The sequence below is a fragment of the Stenotrophomonas maltophilia group sp. Smal32 genome, from assembly GCF_030237085.1.
In the GTDB taxonomy this organism is placed as follows: domain Bacteria; phylum Pseudomonadota; class Gammaproteobacteria; order Xanthomonadales; family Xanthomonadaceae; genus Stenotrophomonas; species Stenotrophomonas maltophilia_Q.
Window position 1 is genome coordinate 27,815 of the sequence record NZ_JASJSI010000008.1, and the last position, 21,899, is coordinate 49,713.

A 21,899-nucleotide genomic window follows, 5' to 3' on the forward strand; every position below is an offset into this window, starting at 1 on the left:
TGCGCCGGGCCTCTCCCGGCGCGCGCGTCATCTTCGATCAGCGATGCACGTGGCCGCGATGCCCTTGTGCGTCTTCGCCGTGGTCATGACCTTCATGGCCCTCGTGCTCGCCGCCCTTGGCCGGCGGCGGTTCACCGCAGGCCTCGCCGCAGTGGTCGGCCTCGATCTGCAGCGTCACGTGCTCGATGCCGAAATCATCGTGCAGGCGCGCGCCCAGCTCACGGCGCAGCGCATCGGCATCGGTGCCGTCGCGCATCACGACATGCGCGGTCAGCGCTGGCGTGCTGGAGGCCAGCGCCCACACGTGCAGGTCATGCACGTCCAGCACCGCGGCATGCCCGGACAGGCTGTCGCGCACCTTGGCCACGTCCATGCCCTTGGGCACGCCTTCCAGCAGCACGTTGATCGCCTCGCGCATCAGCACCCAGGTGCGCGGCAGCACCCACAGGCCGATCAGCACGGCCAGGATCGGATCGATCGGCTTCCAGCCGGTGAACTGGATCAGCAACGCACCGGCGATCACTGCCACCGAGCCGAGCATGTCCGCCCACACTTCCAGGTAGGCGCCCTTCACGTTGAGGCTCTCGCCACTGCCGGCCTGCAGCAGGCGCATCGAGATCAGGTTGATGACCAGGCCCGCAGCCGCGATCACCAGCATGCCGGTGGAGGCGATCTCCTGCGGCTTGCTGAAGCGCCCGACGGCTTCCCACAGGATGTAGCCGGCAACCACGAACAGCATCGCGCCGTTGATCATCGCGCCCAGTGCTTCCAGGCGCGCGTAGCCATAGGTGCGGCGCGCATCCGGCGGGCGCCGGCTCAGCCGCACCGCGATCAGTGCGATCATCAGCGCCAATGCGTCGGTGGCCATGTGGGCCGCATCGGACAACAGCGCCAGGCTGTTGGTCCAGAACGCGCCCACCACCTCGACGACGAGGAAGGTGGAGGTCAGGCCGAGCGCCCACCACAAGGGCTTCTCGTGGCGGATCTCGGACGGCAGGTGGTCGTGGTCGTGGCCCATGGCAACAGCTCCTTTGCGATGGAGGCAGGCTACGCTGGCGACCGTGGGGAAACTATCACGGTGTTTATAACATTGCAGAATCCACGGCGCCGGTCGCTGAAGGTTGCGCCTGCGCCGGGCCACACTATGATGGCCGTAGCCCCTCTGGACGGGGAACGGGCGGCCAGATCGCTTCGGCGTTGCTGCCCGCAATGGACACCCAAGCACAAGGAATCTGGAACATGTGGACTACCAAGACCCCCTGGGTCGCCGTCGCTGTGGCCTGCGCGCTGGGTATGGCCGCAGGCGCCTCGGCCAAGACCTGCCAACAGAACTTCCAGGCGGTAGGCGATCCCCGCAATGGCCAGTTCTTCACCTCCGAAGTCACCCTTCCCGGCCTGAAGCCCCGCAGTGCCCTGGGCCAGCTCCGCAAGGCAGCGCTTGATGAGGGCAACAACTTCGTCAGCGGTGATGTCATCACCGAGACCGAAGGCCAGATGTACGTGCTGCAGACCGACACGAAGATGCCGCTGGTCAGCATCATCACCGCTTCCAATGGCGGCAACGTGGTGGTCGGCACCAAGCTGTCCCGCGGACAGACCGCCAAGGAAGAGGACGCACGCAGCGCGCTGTGCGGCTGGCTGGACAAGCTCAAGACCGGCCCCGAAGGCGAGGCGATCGCCGAAGCCGTACGTGTCTCCAGCGGCTTCGACAAGCCGATCCAGGCCACCGCGGTCGGCATGTCCACCGAAATGGGCAAGGACGCCAAGCGGCTGCAGCGGGAAATCAACACCGCACCGCTCAGGGCACTGTTCTCCGGCACCAGTACCCCGCCGGATACCGATGCGATGTACCAGCCGTTGCTCGTCAAGTATTTCGGCCGTCGTTTCATCATTGACGGCCAGGTCTACACCGCCCAGCCCAACCGCTTCGCCAAGACCTTCGAGGTGGGCTATCTGGTCACCAAGATGAAAGGCATCGGTGGCATCGGCGGGCGCCAGTCGAACGAAGACAACAACGCCAACTTCACCGTGCACTGTGCGCTTGCGCCGGACCAGATGGCACTGGGCGCTACCCTGCGCGAGAACGACTGGGTGAAACTGGAAGGCGTGGTCGACAAGATGGACACCGGTGGCGTCCACCTGCGCGATTGCCGGCAGGTGAAGTAGGCTTCAGGCTGCGCCGGGGAACGCCCCGGCGCAGGTCTCATCGGGTCAGAACCCGAAGCGCAGGCTGGCCCAGTACGCGCGGCCCGGCTCGTTATAGGTCGCCGCACCAGCATCACTGCTGTTGGCCTCGCGGAACAGGCGCTTGTCGGCCAGGTTGTTCACACCGAAACCGAAGCTGACCGTGTCGGTCACCTTGTAGCGCGCGCTCACGCCCCAGATGTTGTAGGCGCCACGGTCCTGCAGCGCCACCGACGGATCGCACGTGCCGGTGCAGCGCGGGTCGTTGTTGATGTTGGTGGTAGCCGGTTCCTGCTTGCCGTAGAACGTACCGGTCAGCAGCAGCGACAGCTTGTCGGTGGCCTGCCAGTCGAGCATGGTGTTGATCGTGTACTTCGGGATCACCGACAACGGCTGGCGCGTGGTCTTGTTCTCGTTCTCCACCATGTAGGTGAAGTTGTTGCTCCACTTCAGGCGGTTGCCTTGCTCGCCCAGCAGCGGGATCACCAGGTTGCCTTCCAGCCCCTGCACGATCGCCTTCGGCGCGTTCTCCCAGCGGAAGATGCGGCCCTTGGTGTCGGCGGTCAGCCCGATCTGGGTGTAGCCGGCCTGGATCTTGTCCTTGTAGTCGTTGTGGAAGTAGGTCAACGACGCCTGCCAGCCGCTCTGCGGTGCCCACTCGATGCCCAGCTCCTTGTTCAGGCTGGTTTCTGCCTTCAGGTCCGCGTTGCCGCGCATGTAGCAACCGGCGCCCAGGCTCGGCAGCGCATTGGGGCAGCCGTTGCCGCGGGTGTAGTACAGATAGTCCGGATTGGACTGGTACAGGTTCGGTGCCTTGAACGCACGTGCGACACCGCCCTTCACCACCCAGTCGCTGTTGATGCGGAACTGCGCGTTGAGGCTGGGGCTGGTGTTGTTGCCGAACTGGCTGTGGTGGTCGAAACGCAGGCCCGGGGTAACGATCCAGCGCTCACCGAGGTAGATGTTGTCTTCGACGAACACGGCGGTGGTCTGCGCATCGGACTTGCCGCGCGCGCGATCGGCCGACAGGCCCGGGAAGCCGCCGCCGCTGGTGCTGGACTGGCTCATCGAGTACGGGTCGGTCAGGCGGCTGTCCAGGTATTCAAAGCCCAGCGTCCAGATGTTCTCGGCGCCGCCCAGCGTGGTCGGGAAGCTCACTTCGCCATCCAGCTGGTAGTTGCGCAGGCGCGAAGTCGACCAGTCGGTGCCGTTGAAGCTGCCTTCCGGGCCACCGGCCAGGCCTTCATTGATGCGTGAGTTGTTCACCGCCTCCACCGCAGCGGTCACCCGCGAGGTCACATCGCCCCAACGGCCACGATGGGTGACTGCGCCGGTGTTGCGGTACATGCGGTTGGTTTCCGCCTTGCCGTCGGCCAGCGCAGCCAGATCGATGCCGGTCGAAGTACCCGTGGTGCTGACCGCGCGGTCGCCGGCGTAGATGTTGCCCTGGCGGCTGGTGCCGGCTTCGATCTCGACCACCTGGTTGGCGGTCACGTCCCAGCGCAGCAGCGCGTTGACATCACGATTCTTGACGCCCTCACGACCGGCCGGTGGCACCGCGTTCGGATTGGTGGCGTACTGGCGGTTGAGATCCAGCGAATCGGCGTCGGTCTTGTTGAGGTTGCCGTACAGGCGGAACGACAGCGTGTCGGTCATCGGCCCGCTCAGCTGCAGGCCGACGCGCTCGCTGCCGCCCTCGGCGCTGTGCTCGGGCACCAGGCCGTACATGTCGACCGCGCCGGTCAGATCACCGGTCGGGCGCTTGGTGATGATGTTGACCACGCCACCGGAAGCACCGGAGCCGTAGCGTGCCGCCGCCGGACCGCGCAGCACTTCGATGCGCTCGATCATCTCCGCCGGCACCCAGTTGGTATCGCCACGGGTATTGCGCTCGCCGCTGCGGCCCATGCGTACTGCATCGCGGGCACCGATGCGCTTGCCATCGACCAGGATCAGGGTGTTTTCCGGGCCCATGCCACGCAGATCGATCTGGCGGTTGTTGCCGTACTGGCCCGAGGCGCTGTTGCCGGTCAGGTTGACGCCCGGCATGGTGCGCAGCAGTTCGGCGATATCGTTGGCCGGCGGGCGCCTGGCGATGTCCTCGGCGGTGATGGTCGAGGTGCCCAGCGCCTGGCGCGCGATCTGCGAGGCGGTGACATGCACCGTGTCGATATCGGTGGCGTCGGTTTCGGCATGGGCGGTCAGGGCACCGCCCGCCAACAGGGCGGCAACGGCGAGCGCCAGCGGGCGCGGCGAAAGGACAACGGCAGGGGACATGGTCTGAACCTTCTGGCAGGGCAACGGGGCCTCTGGCAAAGGGCTTGAGGCAACGACGAGGGGGAGGCGCGGAACGTTGCTGCAGGCACCTGCACCCCGCTCCGTGCGCGCATTCTCCCATCAATGCGATTGATTCTCAAATGCGTTCACTCATTGCCGCAGCGGCCCCGATGTGGTTTGCGCACCGTGCAACCCTGCACCGCGCGTAAACTGGCCGGCTAACCCGCCATCAACCGCACGCCACCGCGGCCGATACCCGTGGTTTGTCGTACGCAGTCAGAGATCGACGTGGAAACACCCCAACTGGATGAAGCCAGCCAACCGCTGGCCGAGGCGTGGCAGCTGTGCCTGCAGCAGGCCGGCCCCGCCGCCACTGCGCTGCTGCACGCCGCCGCCGCGGACGCGCCACCGGCGCTCGCCGGGCGCTTCTATGAAGTGCTGCTGCAGGATGGCCGCGCGCGCCGCTTCCTGTCCCACGAACAGGTCAAGCAACGCCTGCAGCCGGCCATGCAGCGCTGGCTGGTGCAGCTGCTGACCACCGACGCCGCCGGCATCGCCGCCACCGTCGCCTCACAGCGGGTGATCGGCGACGTGCATGCGCGGGTTGGCATCCCGGTCGATCTGGTGACTCGTGGCGCGCGCGTGCTCAAGCACGAGCTGTTCGTCCGCCTGCGCGACGATGCACCGGACAGTGCCACCGCGTTCGCCGCCATCGACTGCCTCAGTGCGATCATGGACATCGCCATGGAAGGCATGACCCTGGCCTACACGCACGCGCGCGAACGCTCCAGCCGTGCCGATGCGGCGTACCGGCTGTTCTCGCTGGTGCAGAACGTCAGCACCGAACGCGAGCGCCAGCGCGCGTTGCTGCTGGACTGGGAAAACGCCCTGCTCTACGCGCTGGCCGGCCATGTGCAGGGCAGCGACAGCGCCAGCCTGGCCACCTCCGAATTCGGCCTGTGGTTCACCCACAAGGGCATCCCCAGCTTCGGCGAAAGCAGCGAAACGCAGCAGGTGGGCCAGTTGATGGCCCGCATTGACAGCCACCTGCAGCGCGCGAGCGGCGATACTCCGGCGCAGCGCCTGGCGACATTGCCGTCGATCCGCGAGGATCTCGCCAGCATTCGCACCCTGATGACGCTGCTGTTCGAACGCATCGGCGAGCTCGATGCCGGCAGCGACGCACTGACCAACCTGCTCAACCGACGCTTCCTGCCCACCGTGCTGCGCCGGGAAATCGAGCTGGCCACGCGCAATCGCACGCCCTTCTCGCTGCTGCTGCTCGATCTGGACCATTTCAAGGCGATCAACGACGGCCACGGCCACGATGCCGGCGACCGAGCGTTGCAGCACGTGGCTGGCCTGCTGGGACAGCTGACACGCGGCAGCGACTATCTGTTCCGCTATGGCGGTGAGGAGTTCGTGGTGGTGCTGGTTGCGGCCAGCGAATCACAGGCCGGGGTGATTGCCGAAAGCCTGCGCAGGCAGATCGCGCACTCGCCGGTGGCGCTGGCCAACGGGCAGGTACTGGAACTGACCGCCAGCATCGGCGTGGCGGGCCATGACGGCCACCCGGACTACGAGCGGCTGATGGCACGCGCCGACGCTGCGATGTACGAGGCCAAGCGCAGTGGCCGCAACCGGGTGGTGGTAGCCAGCGACGCCCTGCAGGATGCGCCGGGACGGCGTGCGCTGCAGCGGTGAACCGGCGGAAATGAAACATCCCGGTGGCGTGTAGAGTCGACTGTCAGTCGACTATCGCGCGCAGCGCGGGGTTTTTCGCAAAGTGACGGAAGAGCAGTCGACTAACAGTCGACTCTACCGCTTCGCACCGCGGCCGATGCATTGAGCGCCACCACTCGCCACGCCGCCCACCACAGCAGCGCCAGCAACGCGATGCCGGCCCCCAGCATGCAGACCGCCGACCAGCCATGGCGCGCCTGCATCCAGGGCCCGGCCGCCGCGCCCGCACCGCTGCCCACGGCATAGAACAGCATGTACAGCGCCACCAGGCGTCCATGCTGTTCACCGGGCGCGCGCAGCAGCAGCGCCTGGTTGGCGACGTGCAGTGCCTGACCGCCCAGATCCAGCACCACCACGCCCAGCAGCAGCAACGCCAGCGACTGCGGCAGGCCCAGCAGCGGCCACCACGCGGCGAGCATCAGCAGCAGCGCTCCGAGGCTGACCCGATGTGCGAATCCACGGTCCATCCAGTGCCCGACCCGCGCCGCCATCAACGCACCAACCACGCCGGCCAGGCCCAGGCAGCCAATGGCTGCGGTGGACCAATGCAAAGGCGGGGCCGACAACGGCAACGGGGCGGCCGCCCAGAACACGTTGAGCCCAGCAAACAGCAGCAGTGCCAGTGGCCCACGCTCGCGCAGCGTTCGGTCGGTACGCAGCATGCCCAGCATCGAGCCCAGCAGCTCGCGCCAGCGTGGGGGGACTTCCGGCACCGGCACTGCGGGCAGGCGCCGCCACAACAGCACCGCCAGGGTTGCCATCACCAGCGCCGACAGCAGATACACCGCCTGCCAGCCCAATGCTGCCGCCACCGTACCCGACACCACACGCGCCATCAGCAGCCCGATGAATACACCTCCCTGCACCACGCCCACGATGCGTCCGCGTTGCTCGGGCGGAGCCAGTGTTGCCGTGTAGGCAATAAGCCCCTGCGTCAGCGCCGTGCCAAGCAGCCCGGTCAGCAGCATGCCCGACAACAGCCAGGTCGCCGTGCGGGCCGTCGCCAGCCACAGCAAGGCCAGCACCAGCACCATCAGCTGCAACCGCAGCAGGCGTCGCCGATCACCGCGATCGGCCAGCGGCAACAGCCCCAGCAATGCGAGCACACTGCCCGCCTGGGTAGCCGCCAGCACCGCACCGGCCACTGCACGGTCCAGTGCAAAGGTGCGCGCAAGCTGGTCCAGCAACGGCTGCGCGTAATAGACATTGGCGACGCTGGCGCCGGCGGCGATTGCCAGCAGCACCAGCAGGGAGCGGGGCATCGGAGCGGGGCTCATAATGTAGTTGCAATTTGAAACCTCATGCAGGCTAGCGCCAAAGGTTTTAAACTGCAACCACATTTGGAGATACACCCATGCACGCCAACAGCCCCTGCCCCGTCGCCCGCAGCGCCGACCTGCTCGGTGATCGCTGGGCCTTGCTGGTGATCCGCGACGCGTTCGACGGCGTCACCCGCTTCAGCGACTTCCAGCGCAGCCTCGGCGCGGCACGCAACATCCTCAGTGACCGCCTGCGCAGGCTGGTCGATGCCGGCATCCTGCAGCTGCAACCGGCCTCCGACGGTTCGGCCTACCAGGAATACGTGCTCACTGCCGCCGGACTGGAACTGTTTCCGCTGCTGGTCGCGCTGCGCCAGTGGGGCGAGCGGCATTGCTTCGAGGCCGGTGAGCCCCATTCCCAACTGATCGAATCGAGTACGCGGCGGCCCTTGCCCTACATGCAGCCACACGGCCGCAACGGCGAGCCGCTGCAGGCCACCCACACCCACGTGCGCAAGCTCAAGGATGCTGGCGGCGGGGCCTGACCCGCCCACTCGCGCACACCAGGGAACGCCAGCGCCGGGTAGCATCGGATCTTTCCGCTGCTGGATGCCGCCGATGTCGCGCTATCACCCTTCCCTGCTGACCGCCCTGCTGGCGCCACTGCTGGCCTGCGCGGCCGGAACCACGCAGGCCCGCGAGGTCGCCGCACCGGCCGACCATGTACAGGCCGATGGACCGTATGTGTTCCGCAAGGGCGAGCAACTGCAGGCGAAGTGGATCTGTGCGGACAAGGTCGAGTCGCGCACCCTGCCCATCAGCAAGGCGGGGACCGATATCGCAGCACGCTGCGGCTATGAGCATACCGTGCACGTAGACGCACCCAATGCCGCCTCGGTCTCCATACTGCCGGCGGTCCCTCGCATCGTCGCGCTGTCCGACATCCACGGCCAATATGGGCTGCTGGTGCGCCTGCTGCGCGCCAACCGGGTCATCGACGCACAGGACCGCTGGGCGCTGGGCAAGGACACCCTGGTCATCGCCGGCGACGTCTTCGACCGCGGCCCGCAGGTGACCGAGGCATTCTGGCTGCTGTACGGCCTGCAGCAGCAGGCAGCTGCGGCCGGTGGCGCGGTGCACTTCGTGCTCGGCAACCACGAAACCATGGTGCTGTACGACGACCTGCGCTACGTCAACCCGAAGTACCTGCGCAGCGCCCAGCTGCTTGGTCGCAGCTACCCGCAGCTGTACGGTCCCGACTCGGTGATCGGCCAGTGGCTGCGTACCCGCCCGGTACTGCTGAAGATCGGTGACACCCTGTTCCTGCATGGCGGCATCTCGCCCGAAGCCGTCGAGCTGGCGCTGGACCCGGCACGCACCAACGCGGCTTACCAGGCCTCGCTGGGCCTGCCCAAGGCCGAAGTGAAAGCCGATCCGGCCACCGCTCCGCTGTATGACGGCAAGACCAGCCCGATCTGGTACCGCGGCTACTTCGATGGCCGCCTCGACACCGCAGGGGTGCAGAACGTGCTCGACCGCCTGAAGCTCTCGCGCATCGTGGTCGGCCACACCTCGATGCCGCACGTCAGCAGCTTCCATGGCGACCGCGTGATCGCGATCGACAGCAGCATCAAGAACGGCGAGAACGGCGAACTGCTGTTCATCGAAGATGGCAAACTCAGCCGTGGCCTGCTGGACGGTTCGCGGGTGCCGCTGGCGCAGGGCGAGCCCGGCCTTCAGGACTGAATGGACGGACAGCGCGACGGCGTACGGCGCCGCCGCCGCGTTCCACCTTCACCCGGTTTGCGGCTACCCTCGGCAGCCGAGAGGCCCACCCCGTCCATCCGGTGGGCCTGACCGTTACAGGAGCCCCGCGCATGCGCGTTCTGATTGCTGAAGACGACCCGGACATCGCCTCCGGCCTGTGCGCCTCGCTGCGCCGGCAGGGGCACGTGGTCGACCACGTCGACAATGGCGCGCACGCCGACGCTGCCCTGGGCTCGACCCAGTACGCACTGCTGGTGCTGGACCTGGGCCTGCCGCAGCTGGATGGCCGCGACGTGCTGCAGCGCCTTCGCCAGCGCGGTGATGGCCTGGCTGTGCTGGTGGTGACCGCCCGCGACGGCCTGGCCGAACGCGTGCGCGTGCTCGACCTGGGTGCCGACGACTACCTGGTCAAGCCGTTCGCGCTGGACGAATTCGAAGCACGCGTGCGTGCCCAGCTGCGCCGGGTCACCAGCAATGGCAACCCGGACCTGCGCATCGGCCGCCTGCGCCTGGACCTGGCCGGGCACCGGGTGTGGATCGACGACCAGTCGCTGGAACTGACCGCGCGCGAATTCGGCCTGCTGTCAGCGCTGGCGGTACGCGCCGAGCGCATCGTATCGCGCGCGCAGCTGGTGGAAGCGTTGTGCGACTGGGGCCAGGACCTGACCGACAACGGCCTGGACATCGCCCTGCACCGCCTGCGCCGCAAGCTGCAACCCGGCGGGATGGGCATACGCACCGTGCGCGGGCTGGGCTACATGCTGGAAGACGCGCAGGACGACAGCACCCCGTGATCAGTGGACCGCCCAGCCTGCGCCGGCGCCTGCTCGCCTTCCTGGCGCTGCCGATGCTGGGCCTGCTCACCTTCAACACGATCCTGGCCTATTACGTTGCGCTGGACTATTCCAACCGCATCCACGACCGCAACCTGATCGACGACACCCACTCGTTCGCGCAGATGCTGAGCACCATGCCGGTGACCAGCGACCTGTCACCACAGGCGCGCTTCCTGATCGAGTACGACCCCGACGGCCATCGTTATTTCAACGTCGACAGCAGCCGCAAGGGTACGCTCAGCGGCAATGCAGACTTCAGCCCGTACGCCCCTTCGCAGGACTGCACCGGCGTGCATCCGGCCCTGTACGACGGTCACCTCAACGGCCAGCAGGTACGCATGGCCACTGTCTGCACGCAGGCGATGAATGATCCGCAGGACCAGCTGGCAGTGACCGTGGCCGAGAGCATGGCCGACCGTCGCCAGCGCGCACGCGAGATCCTGATGATCATCATTCCGCTGATGACCATGCTGGCGCTGGGCACCGCCGCGCTGGTCTGGTTCGGCGTGACCTACGGCCTGCGCATCCTGACCCCGCTGAGGACCCGGCTGGCGCAGCGCCGCGGCGAGCTGGCGCCGATTTCCGATGCCGACGTGCCGGAAGAGATCCAGCCGCTGATCAGCACCATCGACGATCTGTTCGCGCGCCAGGCGGAAATGATCACCCTGCAGAACCGCTTCATCGCCGACGCTGCACACCAGCTGCGCTCGCCGTTGGCCGGAATGGCCCTGCACGTGGACCAGGCGCTGGCGCACGGCGACCCGGACACGGTGCGCGAGGCACTGCAGCACATCCGCCGGCTCAACCAGCGCACCGCGCGGGTCAGCACCCAGCTGCTGGCGCTGAGCCGAGCACAGACCGTGCCGGATACCGTGGAAGCACTCGACCTGTGCGAACTGATACCGCAGTGGGTCGGCATGCGGGTCCCGGAAGCGATCCGTGATGGCATCGATCTCGGATACCGCGGCAGCCCCCAGCCGCTGCGCGTGCTGGGCAACGGTGCCATGCTGCAGGAAGCAATGGACAACCTGATCGACAACGCCCTGCGCTATGCGGGCCGTGAAGCCACCGTCACAGTCGGCGTGCACGCACTGGACGACAATGATGTCGAACTCTATGTGGAAGACAACGGCCCAGGCGTCCCGGAAGACGTGATGCCGCGCCTCGGCGAGCGCTTCTTCCGCGCCCCTGGCACCACTGCCAGCGGCACCGGGCTGGGCCTGGCCATCGCGCACGAGGCGGTGGAGCACTTCGGCGGTCGCCTGAGCTTCCTCAACCGCCCGGGTGGCGGGCTCAAGGTCGCCATCACGCTGCCGCTGCTGAAGGCCCCCTGACCCGGCCAGGGGCGCTGAAAGGCTGGTGAAAATCGCGCTTGCGATCCTGCCATCCCCACTGCCGTCCCGGAGCCGCCAGGTGACCGAATCGCACGACTTCTTCCTCCCCGGTGGCCCGCAGGGCGTGCTGCTGGTCCACGGCCTGACCGGCACCCCGGCGGAAATGCGCATGCTGGGCAAGGGGTTGAACAACGCCGGTTTCACCGTGCACGGCGTGCAGCTGCCCGGCCATTGCGGCACCGTGGATGACCTGCTGGCGACCACCTGGGAACAGTGGTACCAGGGCGTGGAAGATGCGGCGGCAAACCTGCGCGGCAAGGTCGACCAGCTGTTCGTCGGTGGCCTGTCGATGGGCGCGGTACTTTCGCTGGCGTTGGCGGCACGTCGCCCGGAGTGGGTGTCCGGCGTGGGCGTATACGGCGCCACGTTCCGCTACGACGGTTGGAACATTCCCGCCGTGGCCCGCTTCTCGTTCCTGCTGCCGTGGTTCAAGCGCTTCAACATCGGCCGCGACCGCATGTTCATGGAAGAACCACCGTACGGCCTGCGTGACGAGCGCCTGCGTGCGCAGGTGAGCGCCGCCATGCTGTCCGGCGACAGCGCCGCCGCTGGCCTGCCGGGCAACCCCTGGCACGCACTGGCCGAAATGCGCGCGCTCAGCCACTGGACCCGCCGCCACCTGCACCAGGTCACCGCGCCGTGCCTGGTGATGCACGCCCGCGAGGACGACGTGGCCAGCATGGGCAACGCCGAGCTGGTGATGTCGCGGGTCAGCGGCCCGAAGGAGCTGGTGGTACTGGAAGACAGCTACCACATGATCACCATCGACCGCGAACGCCGCGACGTGATCCGCCGCAGCGCCCGCTTCTTCACCGAGATCGGTGAGCGTACGGGTGTGCTCAAGGCGGTGGCCTGAGATGGGGGCACTTGCCACGCTGCTGTGGCTGGCCAACGTGGTGCTCGATACCGGTGGCCAGCTTGCCTTCAAGGCCGCCGCCAGCGACCCGCAGGACGGCGAAGGACTGCAACGCTGGAAACACATGCTCAGCCGCCCGTGGCTGTGGATCGGCATCGCCTGCTACGTGCTTGAGTTCGTCGCCTGGATCGCGTTCCTGTCACTGGTTCCGCTGTCCAAGGGCGTGCTGCTGGGCTCGATCAACATCGTCGCACTGATGATTGCCGGCCGCATCCTGTTCCGCGAGAAGCTCACCCCGCTGCGGGTGACCGGCATGCTGCTGGTCACCGCCGGCGTGGCCGTGGTGGGAGCGGGCTCATGAGGCGCCTGTATGTGATCGGCTTCCCGTTGCTGATGGCCTTCGACACGCTGGCCCAGCTGTGTTTCAAGTACGCCGGCGATGCCGCGCTGCCGGTCGAGGCCAACACGGCATGGCTGCTGCGCGTGCTGTCGCAGCCGTGGGTGTACGGTGCCATCCTTGGCTACGTCGGTGCATTCTTCACCTGGATGAGCCTGCTGCGGCATGCGCCGATCGGCCCAGCATTCGCGGCTTCGCACCTGGAAGTGATCAGCGTGCTGCTGCTGTCGGCCTGGCTGTTGAACGAACCGCTGACCCTGCATCACCTGGTCGGTGCGGTCCTGATCGTGGCCGGCATCGTCTGCCTGGGCCGTGCCGAAGCGGACGATCCGCATAGCCCTGCCGAAAGTACCGCATGAGCGCGTTGCGATGAGCCTGTTCGCGCGCGAGCTGCCGCCCACCGCCGGCCTGCCCATGCAGGCCAGCGACTTCCTCCCCGGCGGTGGCGACCTTCGCGCGATCCTGGCCAGCCAGCTCGGCACACCGCCGCTGCAGTTGACCTGTTCCGGCACGCACGCGCTGCTGATCGCCCTGCGCACGCTGCGCAGACGCGCGCCCAAGCGCGACACCGTGATCCTGCCGGGCTACACCTGCCCGCTTGTGCCGATCGCGGTGCACAGCCTGGGCCTGCGCGTGCAGCTGTGCGACACCCGCCCCGGCCACTTCGATTTCGATCCTGGCCAGCTCAGCCGCCTGGCCGATGCACGCACGCTGGCGATCCTGCCCACCCACCTGGGCGGGCGCATCGCCGATGTCGAGCTGGCCTGCGAGGTTGCACGCGGCGCTGGCGCGTGGGTGATCGAAGATGCCGCGCAGGCGCTCGGTGCACGCGTCGGCAACACCAGTGTCGGCTTGCGCGGTGATATCGGATTCTTCAGCATGGCCGCCGGCAAGGGCCTGAGCCTGCACGAAGGCGGCCTGCTGGTCAGCCGCGATGACGAGCTGCGTGCCGCGCTGGCCGCACATGCCGCCGAACAGGTGCATTCCAGCCTGCGCTGGGAACTGCTGCGCAGCGTGCAGCTGCTCGGCCTGGCCGCCTGCTATCGGCCATCGCTCCTATCGATGGTGTATGGAAATCCACTGCGCAGTGCGCTGCAGCGTGGCGACCTGGAAGAAGCGGTCGGTGACATTTTCCCGCTGGAGATTCCGCAGCACCGGGTCAGCCAGTGGCGGCAGAACATCGGAGCCCATGCCGCGCGGCGGTTGCCTGCATTCCTGCAGGCAGGTCGCCTGCGTGCATTGCAACTGCGCGTGCAGCTGGCACAGCTGCCGGCGGTGGAAGTGGTCGATGGGCTGGCCGGTACCGGCGGAACCTGGCCGATGCTGATGCTGCTGCTGCCCAGCCAGCGGGCCCGCGATGCCGTACTGGAAGACCTGTGGCCACGCGGACTCGGCGCCAGCCGCATGTTCATCCATGCCCTGCCCGACTACGCGTACCTGCGCGGCATCGTGCCGGCCGCCGAAGTGCCCAACGCACGCGACTTCGCCGCACGCATGCTGACCCTTGGCAACAGCGCCTGGCAGACCCGTGAAGAGACGGCCGAAATACTGCAGGTCCTGGCCCGCGCCTGACCCGCACGTGCATGCGTGGCCTGCGCTCCGCGCATTCATCCATGCACCTTCCTGAACGTTTTCCCAGTCCGTCGATGAAGCCTTTCAACAGGAAAGGAACGAGAAAGGCGGCCTGCCTACATTGAGTCTGCCCCGGCATCGTGCCGGTCGCTTCTTTCATCGACGGACCTGCCCATGCACTGGAGCATCCTGTGTGACTTCGACGGCACCATCAGCCTCGAAGATGTCATCGACTCGCTGCTGGAGAAGTACGGCCAGCCGGGCTGGCAGGCGCTGGAAGACCAGTGGAAGGCCGGAAAGATCGGTTCGCGCGAATGCATGCAGGGCCAGGTGCGGCTGCTGAAGCTGGACCCGGCCACGCTTGATGCGCACCTGGACCAGGTGCAGATCGACCCGGGCTTCGTCGCCTTCGTCGCCCGCGCCGAGCAGCTGGGCCTGCCGCTGCGCATCGTCAGCGACGGCCTGGACTATGCGATCCACCGCATCCTCGCCAACCATGGCCTGTCGCGGCTGCCGGTGGTGGCCAACCACCTGCGCTGGTGCGAAGACCACTGGGAACTGGAATCACCCTACCAGGCCGAGGGCTGCCGCAGCGGCACCTGCAAGTGCACCTGCGCCGCGCAGGCACGTGCCAACGAAGCACCGCGCGTGCTGATGATCGGCGACGGCAGCTCGGATTTCTGCGTGTCCGAAGAAGCCGACTTCGTGTTCGCCAAGCGCCGCCTGATCACCCATTGCACGAATGCCGGCATCGAGCATGCCGCCATCGACACCTTCCACGATGCAATCGCGCTGTTGCCGCGCCTGCTCGATGGCAGCCTGCTGCAGCCACGTCGCATCGACGCCAGCCCGCAGCCCGACGTACTGCCCCTGCTGCTGGCCACCGCCTGAGCACTCCCTTCCAGCCACGCTCCCCCGTTGCCCCCTTTTCGAACGTCCTTCACGGAACCGAACTGCATGAACATTTTTGACAAGAACGCCGACGCCGCTGCCTCCGATGCGCAGCTGCTGGCCGACGAAGCCCGCTACAGCTCCTTCGGCGACACCGTCCACTACGTCGACCCGCCGAAGATCTTCCAGCGTGGCGAAGGCAGCTATATGTTCGACGGTGCGGGCGTGCCCTACCTCGACCTGCAGATGTGGTACTCGGCCTGCAACTTCGGCTACAGCAACAAGCGCCTGAACGACGCGCTGAAGGACCAGATCGACACCCTGCCGCAGGTCGCCAGCCAGTACCTGCACCCGACCCGCGTGCAGCTGGCCAAGACCATTGCCGTGGACATGCACGAGAAGTTCGGCCTCGATGGCCGCGTGCACTTCAACGTCGGCGGTGCACAGGCCATCGAGGATTCGCTGAAGATCGTGCGCAACGCGCGCGGCGGAAAGAGCCTGATGTTCGCCTTCGAAGGCGGCTACCACGGCCGTACCCTGGGTGCCTCGTCGATCACCTCCAGCTACCGCTACCGCCGCCGCTACGGTCACTTCGGCGAGCGCGCGATGTTCATCCCGTTCCCGTATCCCTTCCGCCGCCCGAAGGGCATGACCCCGGACGAGTACTCCGACCACTGCGTGTGGCAGTTCGAGCGCCTGTTCGAAAGCGAGTACAACGGCGTGTGGGATCCCAAGGTCGGCCAGGCCGAGTACGCCGCGTTCTACGTCGAGCCGATCCAGGGTACCGGCGGCTACGTCATCCCGCCGCGCAACTTCTTCACCGGCCTCAAGCGCGTGCTGGACAAGTACGGCATCCTGATGGTGGTCGATGAAATCCAGATGGGCTTCTGGCGCACCGGCAAGCTGTGGTCGATCGAGCACTTCGGCGTGACCCCGGACGTGCTGGTGTTCGGCAAGGCGCTGACCAACGGCCTGAACCCGCTGTCGGGCCTGTGGGCACGCGAAGAGCTGATCAACCCGACCGTATTCCCGCCGGGCTCCACCCATTCCACCTTCAACTCCAACCCGCTGGGCACCCGCCTGGGCCTGGAAGTGCTGAAGCTGGGCAAGGAAATGGATTACGAGCGCACCGTGCCGGAAAAGGGCGCGTACTTCCTCGACGGCCTGCGTGGCCTGCAGAAGCGTCACCCGGAAATCGGCGACGTCGACGGCCTGGGCCTGGCCCTGCGCGCGGAAATCTGCCAGGCCGACGGCTACACGCCGAACAAGGAACTGCTGGACCGCATGGTCGACATCGGCCTGGCCGGCGACCTGCTGCATGACGGCAAGCGCATGGGCCTCGTGCTCGACGTGGGTGGCTGGTACAAGAACGTGATCACCTTCGCGCCGTCGCTGGACATCAGCTACGAAGAGATCGACCTGGCGATCACCCTGCTCGACCAGGCGCTGACCAAGGCCAAGGGCTGAGGCCGGATGCGCTGCCGGTTCCCGTGCCGATGGAAATGACGTCACGTGCGTCCAGCACCGCGCTGGAACCGGCCGCGCTGCTGGAGGGCTTCCTGGCCCACCCGCCGCTCGGATTCGAGGCAGGCCGCCTTCCCAGCGGCCTGCCGACCTTCCGTGCACCGCTCGACCTGACCACCACGATGGACGACGCGCTGCGCAGCAAGCTGCTCGGCCTGCCGCTGTCGCGCCTGTGGCGGCCGTGGATCACCTGGAAGACCCGCTTCGTCGGTGCCACCAGCACCGAGTACACCCCGCTGCCGGCACACGTCGCGCCGGAGGCGCTGGCCGAGGACGTGACGCGTCACGCGATCGGCGATACCCGGCTGCTGGTGGTCAAGGACCTGGCCATCGATTCACCGCTGCTGGACGACGCGGCCAATGCGCACAGCGCCGCCTTCCTGCAGGCATTGCTGGCACGCGGCTTCGTTGAACTGGAAGGCATGCCGCTGGCCTGGGTGGCGATCGATTTCGATTCGATCGACGGCTATCTCGGCCGCCTGTCGTCCTCGCGCCGCAAGAACATCCGGCGCAAGCTGCGCTCGCGCGACGACCTGCAGATCGACTGCATCGCCACCGGTGATCCGGCCCTGGCCGACCCACGGCTGCAGGCCGAACTGCATGCGCTGTACCTGGGCGTGTATGCGCAGAGCGCGGTGCACTTCGACCAGCTCGACCTGCCCTACCTGCAGCACCTGCTGGCCGACAGCCAGGGGCAGGGCCGGATGTTCCTGTACCGCCACGAGGGCCAGCTGATCGGCTGGAACCTGTGCTACGTGCATGCCGGCAAGCTGGTGGACAAGTACATCGGCCTGGCGTACCCGCAGTCGCGCGAGCACAACCTGTACGCGGTCAGCTGGATGCACAACCTCGAGTACGCCCTGCAGCACGGCCTGAGCCACTACGTGGCCGGCTGGACCGACTCGCGGATCAAGGCCGAGCTGGGGGCCAGCTTCACCTCCACCCGGCACGCGATCCACGCCCGCTCACCGCTGCTGCGCGCCGCATTGCGCAGGCTGGCCCCGCATCTGCAGGGCGAACCTGATGGAGGCGGTTGAGCGATGCCGTTGCGTTCCCCGCTGATCCTCAACCTGGACGGTGGCGTGCTGCCACTGGCCCAGGCGCAGACCCTGGCGCTGCCGCAGTGGCACGACCCGCTGCGATTTGCCTGCAGCAACGGCACCCTGGATCGCTTCAGCACCGAGGTGCTTGCGCCGCTGCCGGCCCAGCTCGGCACAGTGATGCTCGGCAGTGGTGACTTCCATCACCTCAGCCTGCCGCTGCTGCGTCGCATGCGTGCACAGACGCCGTTCCAGCTGGTGGTGCTGGACAACCATCCGGACAACATGCGGTTTCCGTTCGGCATGCACTGCGGTTCGTGGGTGAACGCCGCCAGCAAGCTGCCGCAGATCTCGCACATCCATGTGCTCGGCATCACCTCCAGCGACATCGGCCTCTGCCATGCCTGGGAGAACCACTGGCGCCCGCTGATGGGCGGTCGCCTGACCTACTGGTGCATGGACGTGGGTGTGGGCTGGGGCCATCGCCTCGGCATGGGCCATGCGTTCCGCCGCTTCGAGCACCCCGAAGCGCTGGTGGCTGCGTTCGCTGCCGAACAGGCCAAGTCGCCACAACCCACCTACCTGTCGATCGACAAGGACGTGTTCGCCGAGGACGTCGCGCGCAGCAACTGGGACCAGGGCCGTTTCCAGCTGGAGGACGCGCTGGTGGTGATCGAGGCACTGCGCGCCGGCGGCCTGGTTGGCAGTGACATTACCGGCGAAGTCTCGCTGGCCAACTACCAGAGCCGCTTCAAGCGCTGGCTGTCGTCGCTGGATGGCCAGCCGGACATCAGCGCCGACGATCTTCCCGCCTGGCAGGCGCGTCACCAGCAGGTGAACCGCGAACTGCTGGCCGCGATGGCTTCGGTCCCGATGGCCTGCTGACCGCTGGCCGGCAATGCCAACCAAGGTTGGCAACTACCAGAGCCGGTAGAGCCGAGCCCACGCTCGGCTGGCGCCTTCTGTAGAGTCGAGCCATGCTCCACTGAGGGGACCGCGAGCAGCAGCCGAGCATGGCTCGGCTCTACACTGGGTTCCCACCTCGGAGCCGCCGCCATGCCCCAGACCGTCATCCCGCAGCTGCGCATGCGCCACGCCGACACCACCCTGCCGTTCTACGTGCAGGGGCTGGGCTTCGTGGTCGACTGGGAACACCGCTTCGAGCCCGGCTTCCCGCTGTTCGCCCAGCTCACCCGCGATGGCCAGACGATCTTCCTCACCGAACACAGCGGCGACTGCGAGGTGGGCGGCGCGGTGTACTTCATCGTCGAGGATGTCGACGCCCTGTACCGCGCCTTCAGCGCGGCCGGCGTGCCGATCGAACAGCCGCCGCATGACACCGAATGGGGCAGCCGCGAGATGCTGCTGCGCGACCCTGACGGCAACCGGCTGCGCTTCGCCACCCACGTGGACTGAACGACGCGAGCTTGAGATGAATATACGAAACATATACGCTTCGTATATCCACTCCTCGAGGACCGCCCATGGGCATCGTCAACATCGATGACACCCTGCACGACCAGCTGCGCCGTGCCTGCACCGTCTCCAGCCGCTCGATCAACGCCCAGGCCAACTTCTGGATCCGGGTCGGCATGCTGTGCGAAATGAACCCGACGCTGAGTTTCCAGGACATCGTCGCCAGCGAACTGCGCGCGGCCGGGGTGCAGCCGCCGCTGCTGGCGCCAGGTCAGGCCTGAGTCCATGGGCATCATCAAACGGCCGGAAGAAGTTGAGCTGATGGCCGAATCCGGGCGCCTGCTGGCGCAGGTGTTCGCCGCACTCGACCGGTTGCCGCTGCAGGGCCGCAGCACGATGCAGATCAACGACTTCGTCGAGCGCATGATCGTCGACGAGCTGCAGGCGCGGCCGGCCAGCAAGGGCCAGTACGGCTTCCCGTACGTGCTCAACACCTCGATCGACAACGTCATCTGCCACGGCGTGCCCAGCACCACCGACGTGCTGCGCAACGGCCAGATCGTCAACCTCGACATCACCCTGGAAAAGAACGGCTACATCGCTGATTCCAGTACCACCTACCTGGTCGGCGAGGTCGACTACGCCGCACGCCGGCTGGTACAGACCACCTACCAGGCGATGTGGGAAGGCATCGCCGCGGTGCGCCCCGGCGCGCGGCTGGGCGACATCGGCCACGCCATCGCCCGCCACGCGCGCAGCCACGGCTACAGCGTGGTGAAAGAATACTGCGGGCACGGCATTGGTCAGGAAATGCACGAGGAACCACAGATCCTGCATTACGGCCATCCCAACACTGGCATGGTGCTGGAAGACGGCATGGTGTTCACCATCGAACCGATGCTCAACCAGGGCAAGCCGGCGATCCGCCAGCAGCCGGACGAGTGGCCGGTCTACACCCGCGACGGCAAGCTGTCGGCGCAGTTCGAGCACACGGTGGCGGTAACCCGCAACGGCGTGCGCGTGCTGACCCTGCGCCCCGGCGAAGCGCCTCTGTGCGCGGTGGACGCGGCCTAGAGCGGGCGCACCAGCAACAGTGTCGCCAGGCAGAACATGAAGGCCGCCACGGCGGCATCCAGCACCCGCCAGGCACCTGGCCTGCGGAACACCGGCTGCAACAGTCGCGCGCCATAGCCCAGCGCGCAGAACCAGGCCACGCTGGCCAGGCACGCCCCGGCGCCGAAGGCCCAGCGCAGGTCACCCGGATAGCGCGTGGACAGGCTGCCCAGCAGCACCACGGTATCCAGGTAGACGTGCGGATTGAGCAGGGTGAAGGCCAGGCAGGTCAGCAGCACCTGGCGCGCACTGCCGGCCTGCGCCTCGGCGGCGGCCAGTACGCTGCCACCGCGCCACGCGCGCAGCCCGGCCTGCACGCCATACCAGAGCAGGAACGCCGCGCCACCGAAGCGCAGCACCTGCAGCAGCAGCGGCCACTGCAGCACCAGTGCGCCCATGCCGCCCACGCCGGCCAGGATCAACGCGATATCCGCGCCGGCGCAGGCCAGCACCACCCTGCCCACATGCCGCTGCTGAAGGCCTTGGCGCAGCACGAAGGCGTTCTGCGCACCGATGGCGATGATGAGACCGGCGCCTGCGAACAGGCCGGCAGCGAAAGCGGTGATCCACATCAAGAACGGGCCAGGCAGCAGGAGGATGCGCAGGGTGCGGCCGATGGCCACCTTCAGGCAATCTTGTTTTTCTTTATCCTGTACAGAAAAACTGAAGAGGCGCCGGCGTGGACCTGGTACATCCGCAACTGTCCGCATTCGCAGCCGTGCTGGAAGAAGGAAGCTTCGAGGCTGCGGCACGCCGCCTGTCGATCAGCCCGTCGGCACTGTCGCAACGGATCAGGGCACTGGAAGACCGGCTCGGCCAAGTGCTGCTGGTGCGCCAGGCCCCGTGCCGGCCTACCGCCGCCGGTGAGGCGCTGCTGCGCCGCGTGCGACCGATGCAGGCCCTGGAAGCCGAGGCCCTGGCCGAGCTGCTGCCCGAACGCGGCAGCGACACCGGACGCATGCCAATCCCTCTGGCGGTCAACGATGACTCGCTTGATACATGGTTCGTGCCGGCCGTCGCCGACCTCCACCAGCGCCATGGCTACCTGTTCGACCTGCGCATGGACGACCAGGACCATACCCTGCAACTGCTGCGCGATGGCAGCGTGCTGGGTGCGGTCACGGCCGAAGGCCGACCGGTGAAGGGCTGCAACGTGCACCCGCTGGGCGCCATGCGCTACCAGGCAATTGCTTCGCCCGGCTTCGCCCGCCGGTACTTCAGCGATGGCATGCAGGCCGCAACCCTGGCGCACGCACCGATGCTGGTGTTCAACCGCAAAGATGAACTGCAATGGCGCTTCGTGCGACGGCTGACCCGCGCCCGCCTGCAGCCGCCGCTACACTACCTGCCCTCCTCCACCGGTTTCGTCGAAGCCGCTGCGTGCGGACTCGGCTGGGGCATGGCCCCGGAAACCCTGGTCGCGTCCGCCGTGCGCGCCGGCCGGGTGGTGGTACTGGAACCCCGCCGCTGGCTCGATGTGCCGCTGTACTGGCAGCATGCCGCCGTGCGCTCAAGTACGCTGCAGCACATCACCCAGGCGCTGCGCACTGCGGCCAGCGCCATCCTTCGTTGAGGACAATCCGATGATCGCAGACCCGGGCTTCACGCCGCGCGCACTACCGTTTGCGCA

At 67.2% G+C, this 21,899-nt stretch carries 22 protein-coding genes; 18 read left to right on the forward strand and 4 right to left on the reverse strand.

The window, feature by feature from the left end:
- Positions 1-37 precede the first annotated feature (37 nt).
- Positions 38-1,018 (reverse strand): cation diffusion facilitator family transporter, encoded by a 981-nt coding sequence (locus QRO91_RS03525; protein WP_197619960.1) that lies wholly within the window; start codon positions 1,016-1,018, stop codon positions 38-40.
- Between the two features lie 221 nt (positions 1,019-1,239).
- On the opposite strand from QRO91_RS03525, the gene QRO91_RS03530 reads away from it, so the two are divergent.
- Positions 1,240-2,166 (forward strand): hypothetical protein, encoded by a 927-nt coding sequence (locus QRO91_RS03530; protein WP_049429597.1) that lies wholly within the window; start codon positions 1,240-1,242, stop codon positions 2,164-2,166.
- A 45-nt stretch (positions 2,167-2,211) separates the two neighbouring features.
- Here the strand turns inward: QRO91_RS03530 and QRO91_RS03535 are convergent, their stop codons facing one another.
- Positions 2,212-4,461, reverse strand: a complete 2,250-nt coding sequence (locus QRO91_RS03535; protein ID WP_049429596.1) for a TonB-dependent siderophore receptor — start codon at positions 4,459-4,461, stop codon at positions 2,212-2,214.
- Between the two features lie 288 nt (positions 4,462-4,749).
- Here QRO91_RS03535 and QRO91_RS03540 point away from each other — a divergent pair, with 288 nt between their 5' ends.
- Positions 4,750-6,165, forward strand: a complete 1,416-nt coding sequence (locus QRO91_RS03540) for a diguanylate cyclase (RefSeq protein WP_197619961.1) — start codon at positions 4,750-4,752, stop codon at positions 6,163-6,165.
- A 101-nt stretch (positions 6,166-6,266) separates the two neighbouring features.
- Here QRO91_RS03540 and QRO91_RS03545 read toward each other — a convergent pair whose 3' ends face one another.
- Positions 6,267-7,481, reverse strand: coding sequence for an MFS transporter (locus QRO91_RS03545; protein WP_197619962.1), 1,215 nt, complete (start codon positions 7,479-7,481; stop codon positions 6,267-6,269).
- 77 nt (positions 7,482-7,558) lie between these two features.
- On the opposite strand from QRO91_RS03545, the gene QRO91_RS03550 reads away from it, so the two are divergent.
- The 15 genes from QRO91_RS03550 to map all read left to right on the forward strand — a co-directional run bounded on the left by QRO91_RS03550 (position 7,559) and on the right by map (position 20,230).
- Positions 7,559-8,008 carry a helix-turn-helix domain-containing protein gene (locus QRO91_RS03550; RefSeq protein ID WP_049429593.1) on the forward strand — a complete coding sequence of 150 codons (450 nt, stop codon included), beginning with the start codon at positions 7,559-7,561 and terminating at the stop codon, positions 8,006-8,008.
- 73 nt (positions 8,009-8,081) lie between these two features.
- Entirely contained in the window at positions 8,082-9,209 is a 1,128-nt protein-coding gene (locus QRO91_RS03555) for a metallophosphoesterase (RefSeq protein WP_197619963.1), read from the forward strand.
- Between the two features lie 131 nt (positions 9,210-9,340).
- Positions 9,341-10,024, forward strand: coding sequence for a response regulator (locus tag QRO91_RS03560; protein WP_088025290.1), 684 nt, complete (start codon positions 9,341-9,343; stop codon positions 10,022-10,024).
- The gene (locus tag QRO91_RS03565; protein ID WP_049429590.1) at positions 10,021-11,400 is read left to right on the forward strand and encodes a sensor histidine kinase; all 1,380 of its coding nucleotides are present in this window, start codon (positions 10,021-10,023) and stop codon (positions 11,398-11,400) included. Before QRO91_RS03560 ends, QRO91_RS03565 begins: the two co-directional genes overlap by 4 nt.
- Before the next feature lie 79 nt (positions 11,401-11,479).
- Positions 11,480-12,316 (forward strand): carboxylesterase, encoded by an 837-nt coding sequence (locus QRO91_RS03570; RefSeq protein ID WP_164136816.1) that lies wholly within the window; start codon positions 11,480-11,482, stop codon positions 12,314-12,316.
- 1 nt (position 12,317) lies between these two features.
- On the forward strand, positions 12,318-12,677 hold the full coding sequence (locus QRO91_RS03575) for an EamA family transporter (protein WP_014646430.1): 360 nt from the start codon (positions 12,318-12,320) through the stop codon (positions 12,675-12,677).
- Complete coding sequence (locus tag QRO91_RS03580; protein ID WP_049429588.1) at positions 12,674-13,072, forward strand: multidrug efflux SMR transporter; 399 nt, start codon at positions 12,674-12,676, stop codon at positions 13,070-13,072. The genes QRO91_RS03575 and QRO91_RS03580 overlap by 4 nt, the downstream gene beginning before the upstream one ends.
- 10 nt (positions 13,073-13,082) lie before the next feature.
- On the forward strand, positions 13,083-14,285 hold the full coding sequence (locus tag QRO91_RS03585) for a DegT/DnrJ/EryC1/StrS family aminotransferase (RefSeq protein ID WP_197619964.1): 1,203 nt from the start codon (positions 13,083-13,085) through the stop codon (positions 14,283-14,285).
- A 174-nt stretch (positions 14,286-14,459) separates the two neighbouring features.
- On the forward strand, positions 14,460-15,176 hold the full coding sequence (locus QRO91_RS03590) for an MtnX-like HAD-IB family phosphatase (protein ID WP_049429586.1): 717 nt from the start codon (positions 14,460-14,462) through the stop codon (positions 15,174-15,176).
- A gap of 66 nt (positions 15,177-15,242) precedes the next feature.
- Positions 15,243-16,643 (forward strand): aspartate aminotransferase family protein, encoded by a 1,401-nt coding sequence (locus tag QRO91_RS03595; protein ID WP_005408663.1) that lies wholly within the window; start codon positions 15,243-15,245, stop codon positions 16,641-16,643.
- Between the two features lie 29 nt (positions 16,644-16,672).
- Positions 16,673-17,737, forward strand: coding sequence for a GNAT family N-acetyltransferase (locus tag QRO91_RS03600; RefSeq protein WP_197619965.1), 1,065 nt, complete (start codon positions 16,673-16,675; stop codon positions 17,735-17,737).
- 3 nt (positions 17,738-17,740) lie between these two features.
- Positions 17,741-18,625 (forward strand): hypothetical protein, encoded by an 885-nt coding sequence (locus tag QRO91_RS03605; protein WP_049429584.1) that lies wholly within the window; start codon positions 17,741-17,743, stop codon positions 18,623-18,625.
- 171 nt (positions 18,626-18,796) lie between these two features.
- Entirely contained in the window at positions 18,797-19,156 is a 360-nt protein-coding gene (locus QRO91_RS03610) for a VOC family protein (RefSeq protein WP_197619966.1), read from the forward strand.
- 68 nt (positions 19,157-19,224) lie between these two features.
- Entirely contained in the window at positions 19,225-19,437 is a 213-nt protein-coding gene (locus QRO91_RS03615) for a ParD-like family protein (protein WP_019659200.1), read from the forward strand.
- 10 nt (positions 19,438-19,447) lie between these two features.
- Positions 19,448-20,230 carry a type I methionyl aminopeptidase gene (gene map, locus QRO91_RS03620; protein ID WP_197619972.1) on the forward strand — a complete coding sequence of 261 codons (783 nt, stop codon included), beginning with the start codon at positions 19,448-19,450 and terminating at the stop codon, positions 20,228-20,230.
- On the opposite strand, the gene QRO91_RS03625 is transcribed toward map, so the two are convergent.
- Complete coding sequence (locus tag QRO91_RS03625; RefSeq protein ID WP_049429603.1) at positions 20,227-20,841, reverse strand: LysE/ArgO family amino acid transporter; 615 nt, start codon at positions 20,839-20,841, stop codon at positions 20,227-20,229. The genes map and QRO91_RS03625 overlap by 4 nt on opposite strands.
- A gap of 107 nt (positions 20,842-20,948) precedes the next feature.
- Between QRO91_RS03625 and QRO91_RS03630 the strand changes: the two genes are divergently transcribed.
- Positions 20,949-21,842 carry a LysR family transcriptional regulator ArgP gene (locus QRO91_RS03630; RefSeq protein ID WP_197619967.1) on the forward strand — a complete coding sequence of 298 codons (894 nt, stop codon included), beginning with the start codon at positions 20,949-20,951 and terminating at the stop codon, positions 21,840-21,842.
- Positions 21,843-21,899 lie beyond the last annotated feature (57 nt).

Coding starts and splice junctions, on each gene's coding strand:
- QRO91_RS03590 (WP_049429586.1), top strand. CDS start 14,460: ATGCACTGGAGCATCCTGTGTGACTTCGACGGCACCATCAGCCTCGAA.
- QRO91_RS03610 (WP_197619966.1), top strand. CDS start 18,797: ATGCCCCAGACCGTCATCCCGCAGCTGCGCATGCGCCACGCCGACACC.
- QRO91_RS03555 (WP_197619963.1), top strand. CDS start 8,082: ATGTCGCGCTATCACCCTTCCCTGCTGACCGCCCTGCTGGCGCCACTG.
- QRO91_RS03600 (WP_197619965.1), top strand. CDS start 16,673: ATGGAAATGACGTCACGTGCGTCCAGCACCGCGCTGGAACCGGCCGCG.
- QRO91_RS03605 (WP_049429584.1), top strand. CDS start 17,741: ATGCCGTTGCGTTCCCCGCTGATCCTCAACCTGGACGGTGGCGTGCTG.
- QRO91_RS03615 (WP_019659200.1), top strand. CDS start 19,225: ATGGGCATCGTCAACATCGATGACACCCTGCACGACCAGCTGCGCCGT.
- QRO91_RS03525 (WP_197619960.1), bottom strand. CDS start 1,018: ATGGGCCACGACCACGACCACCTGCCGTCCGAGATCCGCCACGAGAAG.
- QRO91_RS03550 (WP_049429593.1), top strand. CDS start 7,559: ATGCACGCCAACAGCCCCTGCCCCGTCGCCCGCAGCGCCGACCTGCTC.
- QRO91_RS03530 (WP_049429597.1), top strand. CDS start 1,240: ATGTGGACTACCAAGACCCCCTGGGTCGCCGTCGCTGTGGCCTGCGCG.
- QRO91_RS03580 (WP_049429588.1), top strand. CDS start 12,674: ATGAGGCGCCTGTATGTGATCGGCTTCCCGTTGCTGATGGCCTTCGAC.
- QRO91_RS03545 (WP_197619962.1), bottom strand. CDS start 7,481: ATGAGCCCCGCTCCGATGCCCCGCTCCCTGCTGGTGCTGCTGGCAATC.
- QRO91_RS03625 (WP_049429603.1), bottom strand. CDS start 20,841: ATGTGGATCACCGCTTTCGCTGCCGGCCTGTTCGCAGGCGCCGGTCTC.
- QRO91_RS03535 (WP_049429596.1), bottom strand. CDS start 4,461: ATGTCCCCTGCCGTTGTCCTTTCGCCGCGCCCGCTGGCGCTCGCCGTT.
- QRO91_RS03595 (WP_005408663.1), top strand. CDS start 15,243: ATGAACATTTTTGACAAGAACGCCGACGCCGCTGCCTCCGATGCGCAG.
- QRO91_RS03585 (WP_197619964.1), top strand. CDS start 13,083: ATGAGCCTGTTCGCGCGCGAGCTGCCGCCCACCGCCGGCCTGCCCATG.
- QRO91_RS03560 (WP_088025290.1), top strand. CDS start 9,341: ATGCGCGTTCTGATTGCTGAAGACGACCCGGACATCGCCTCCGGCCTG.
- QRO91_RS03575 (WP_014646430.1), top strand. CDS start 12,318: ATGGGGGCACTTGCCACGCTGCTGTGGCTGGCCAACGTGGTGCTCGAT.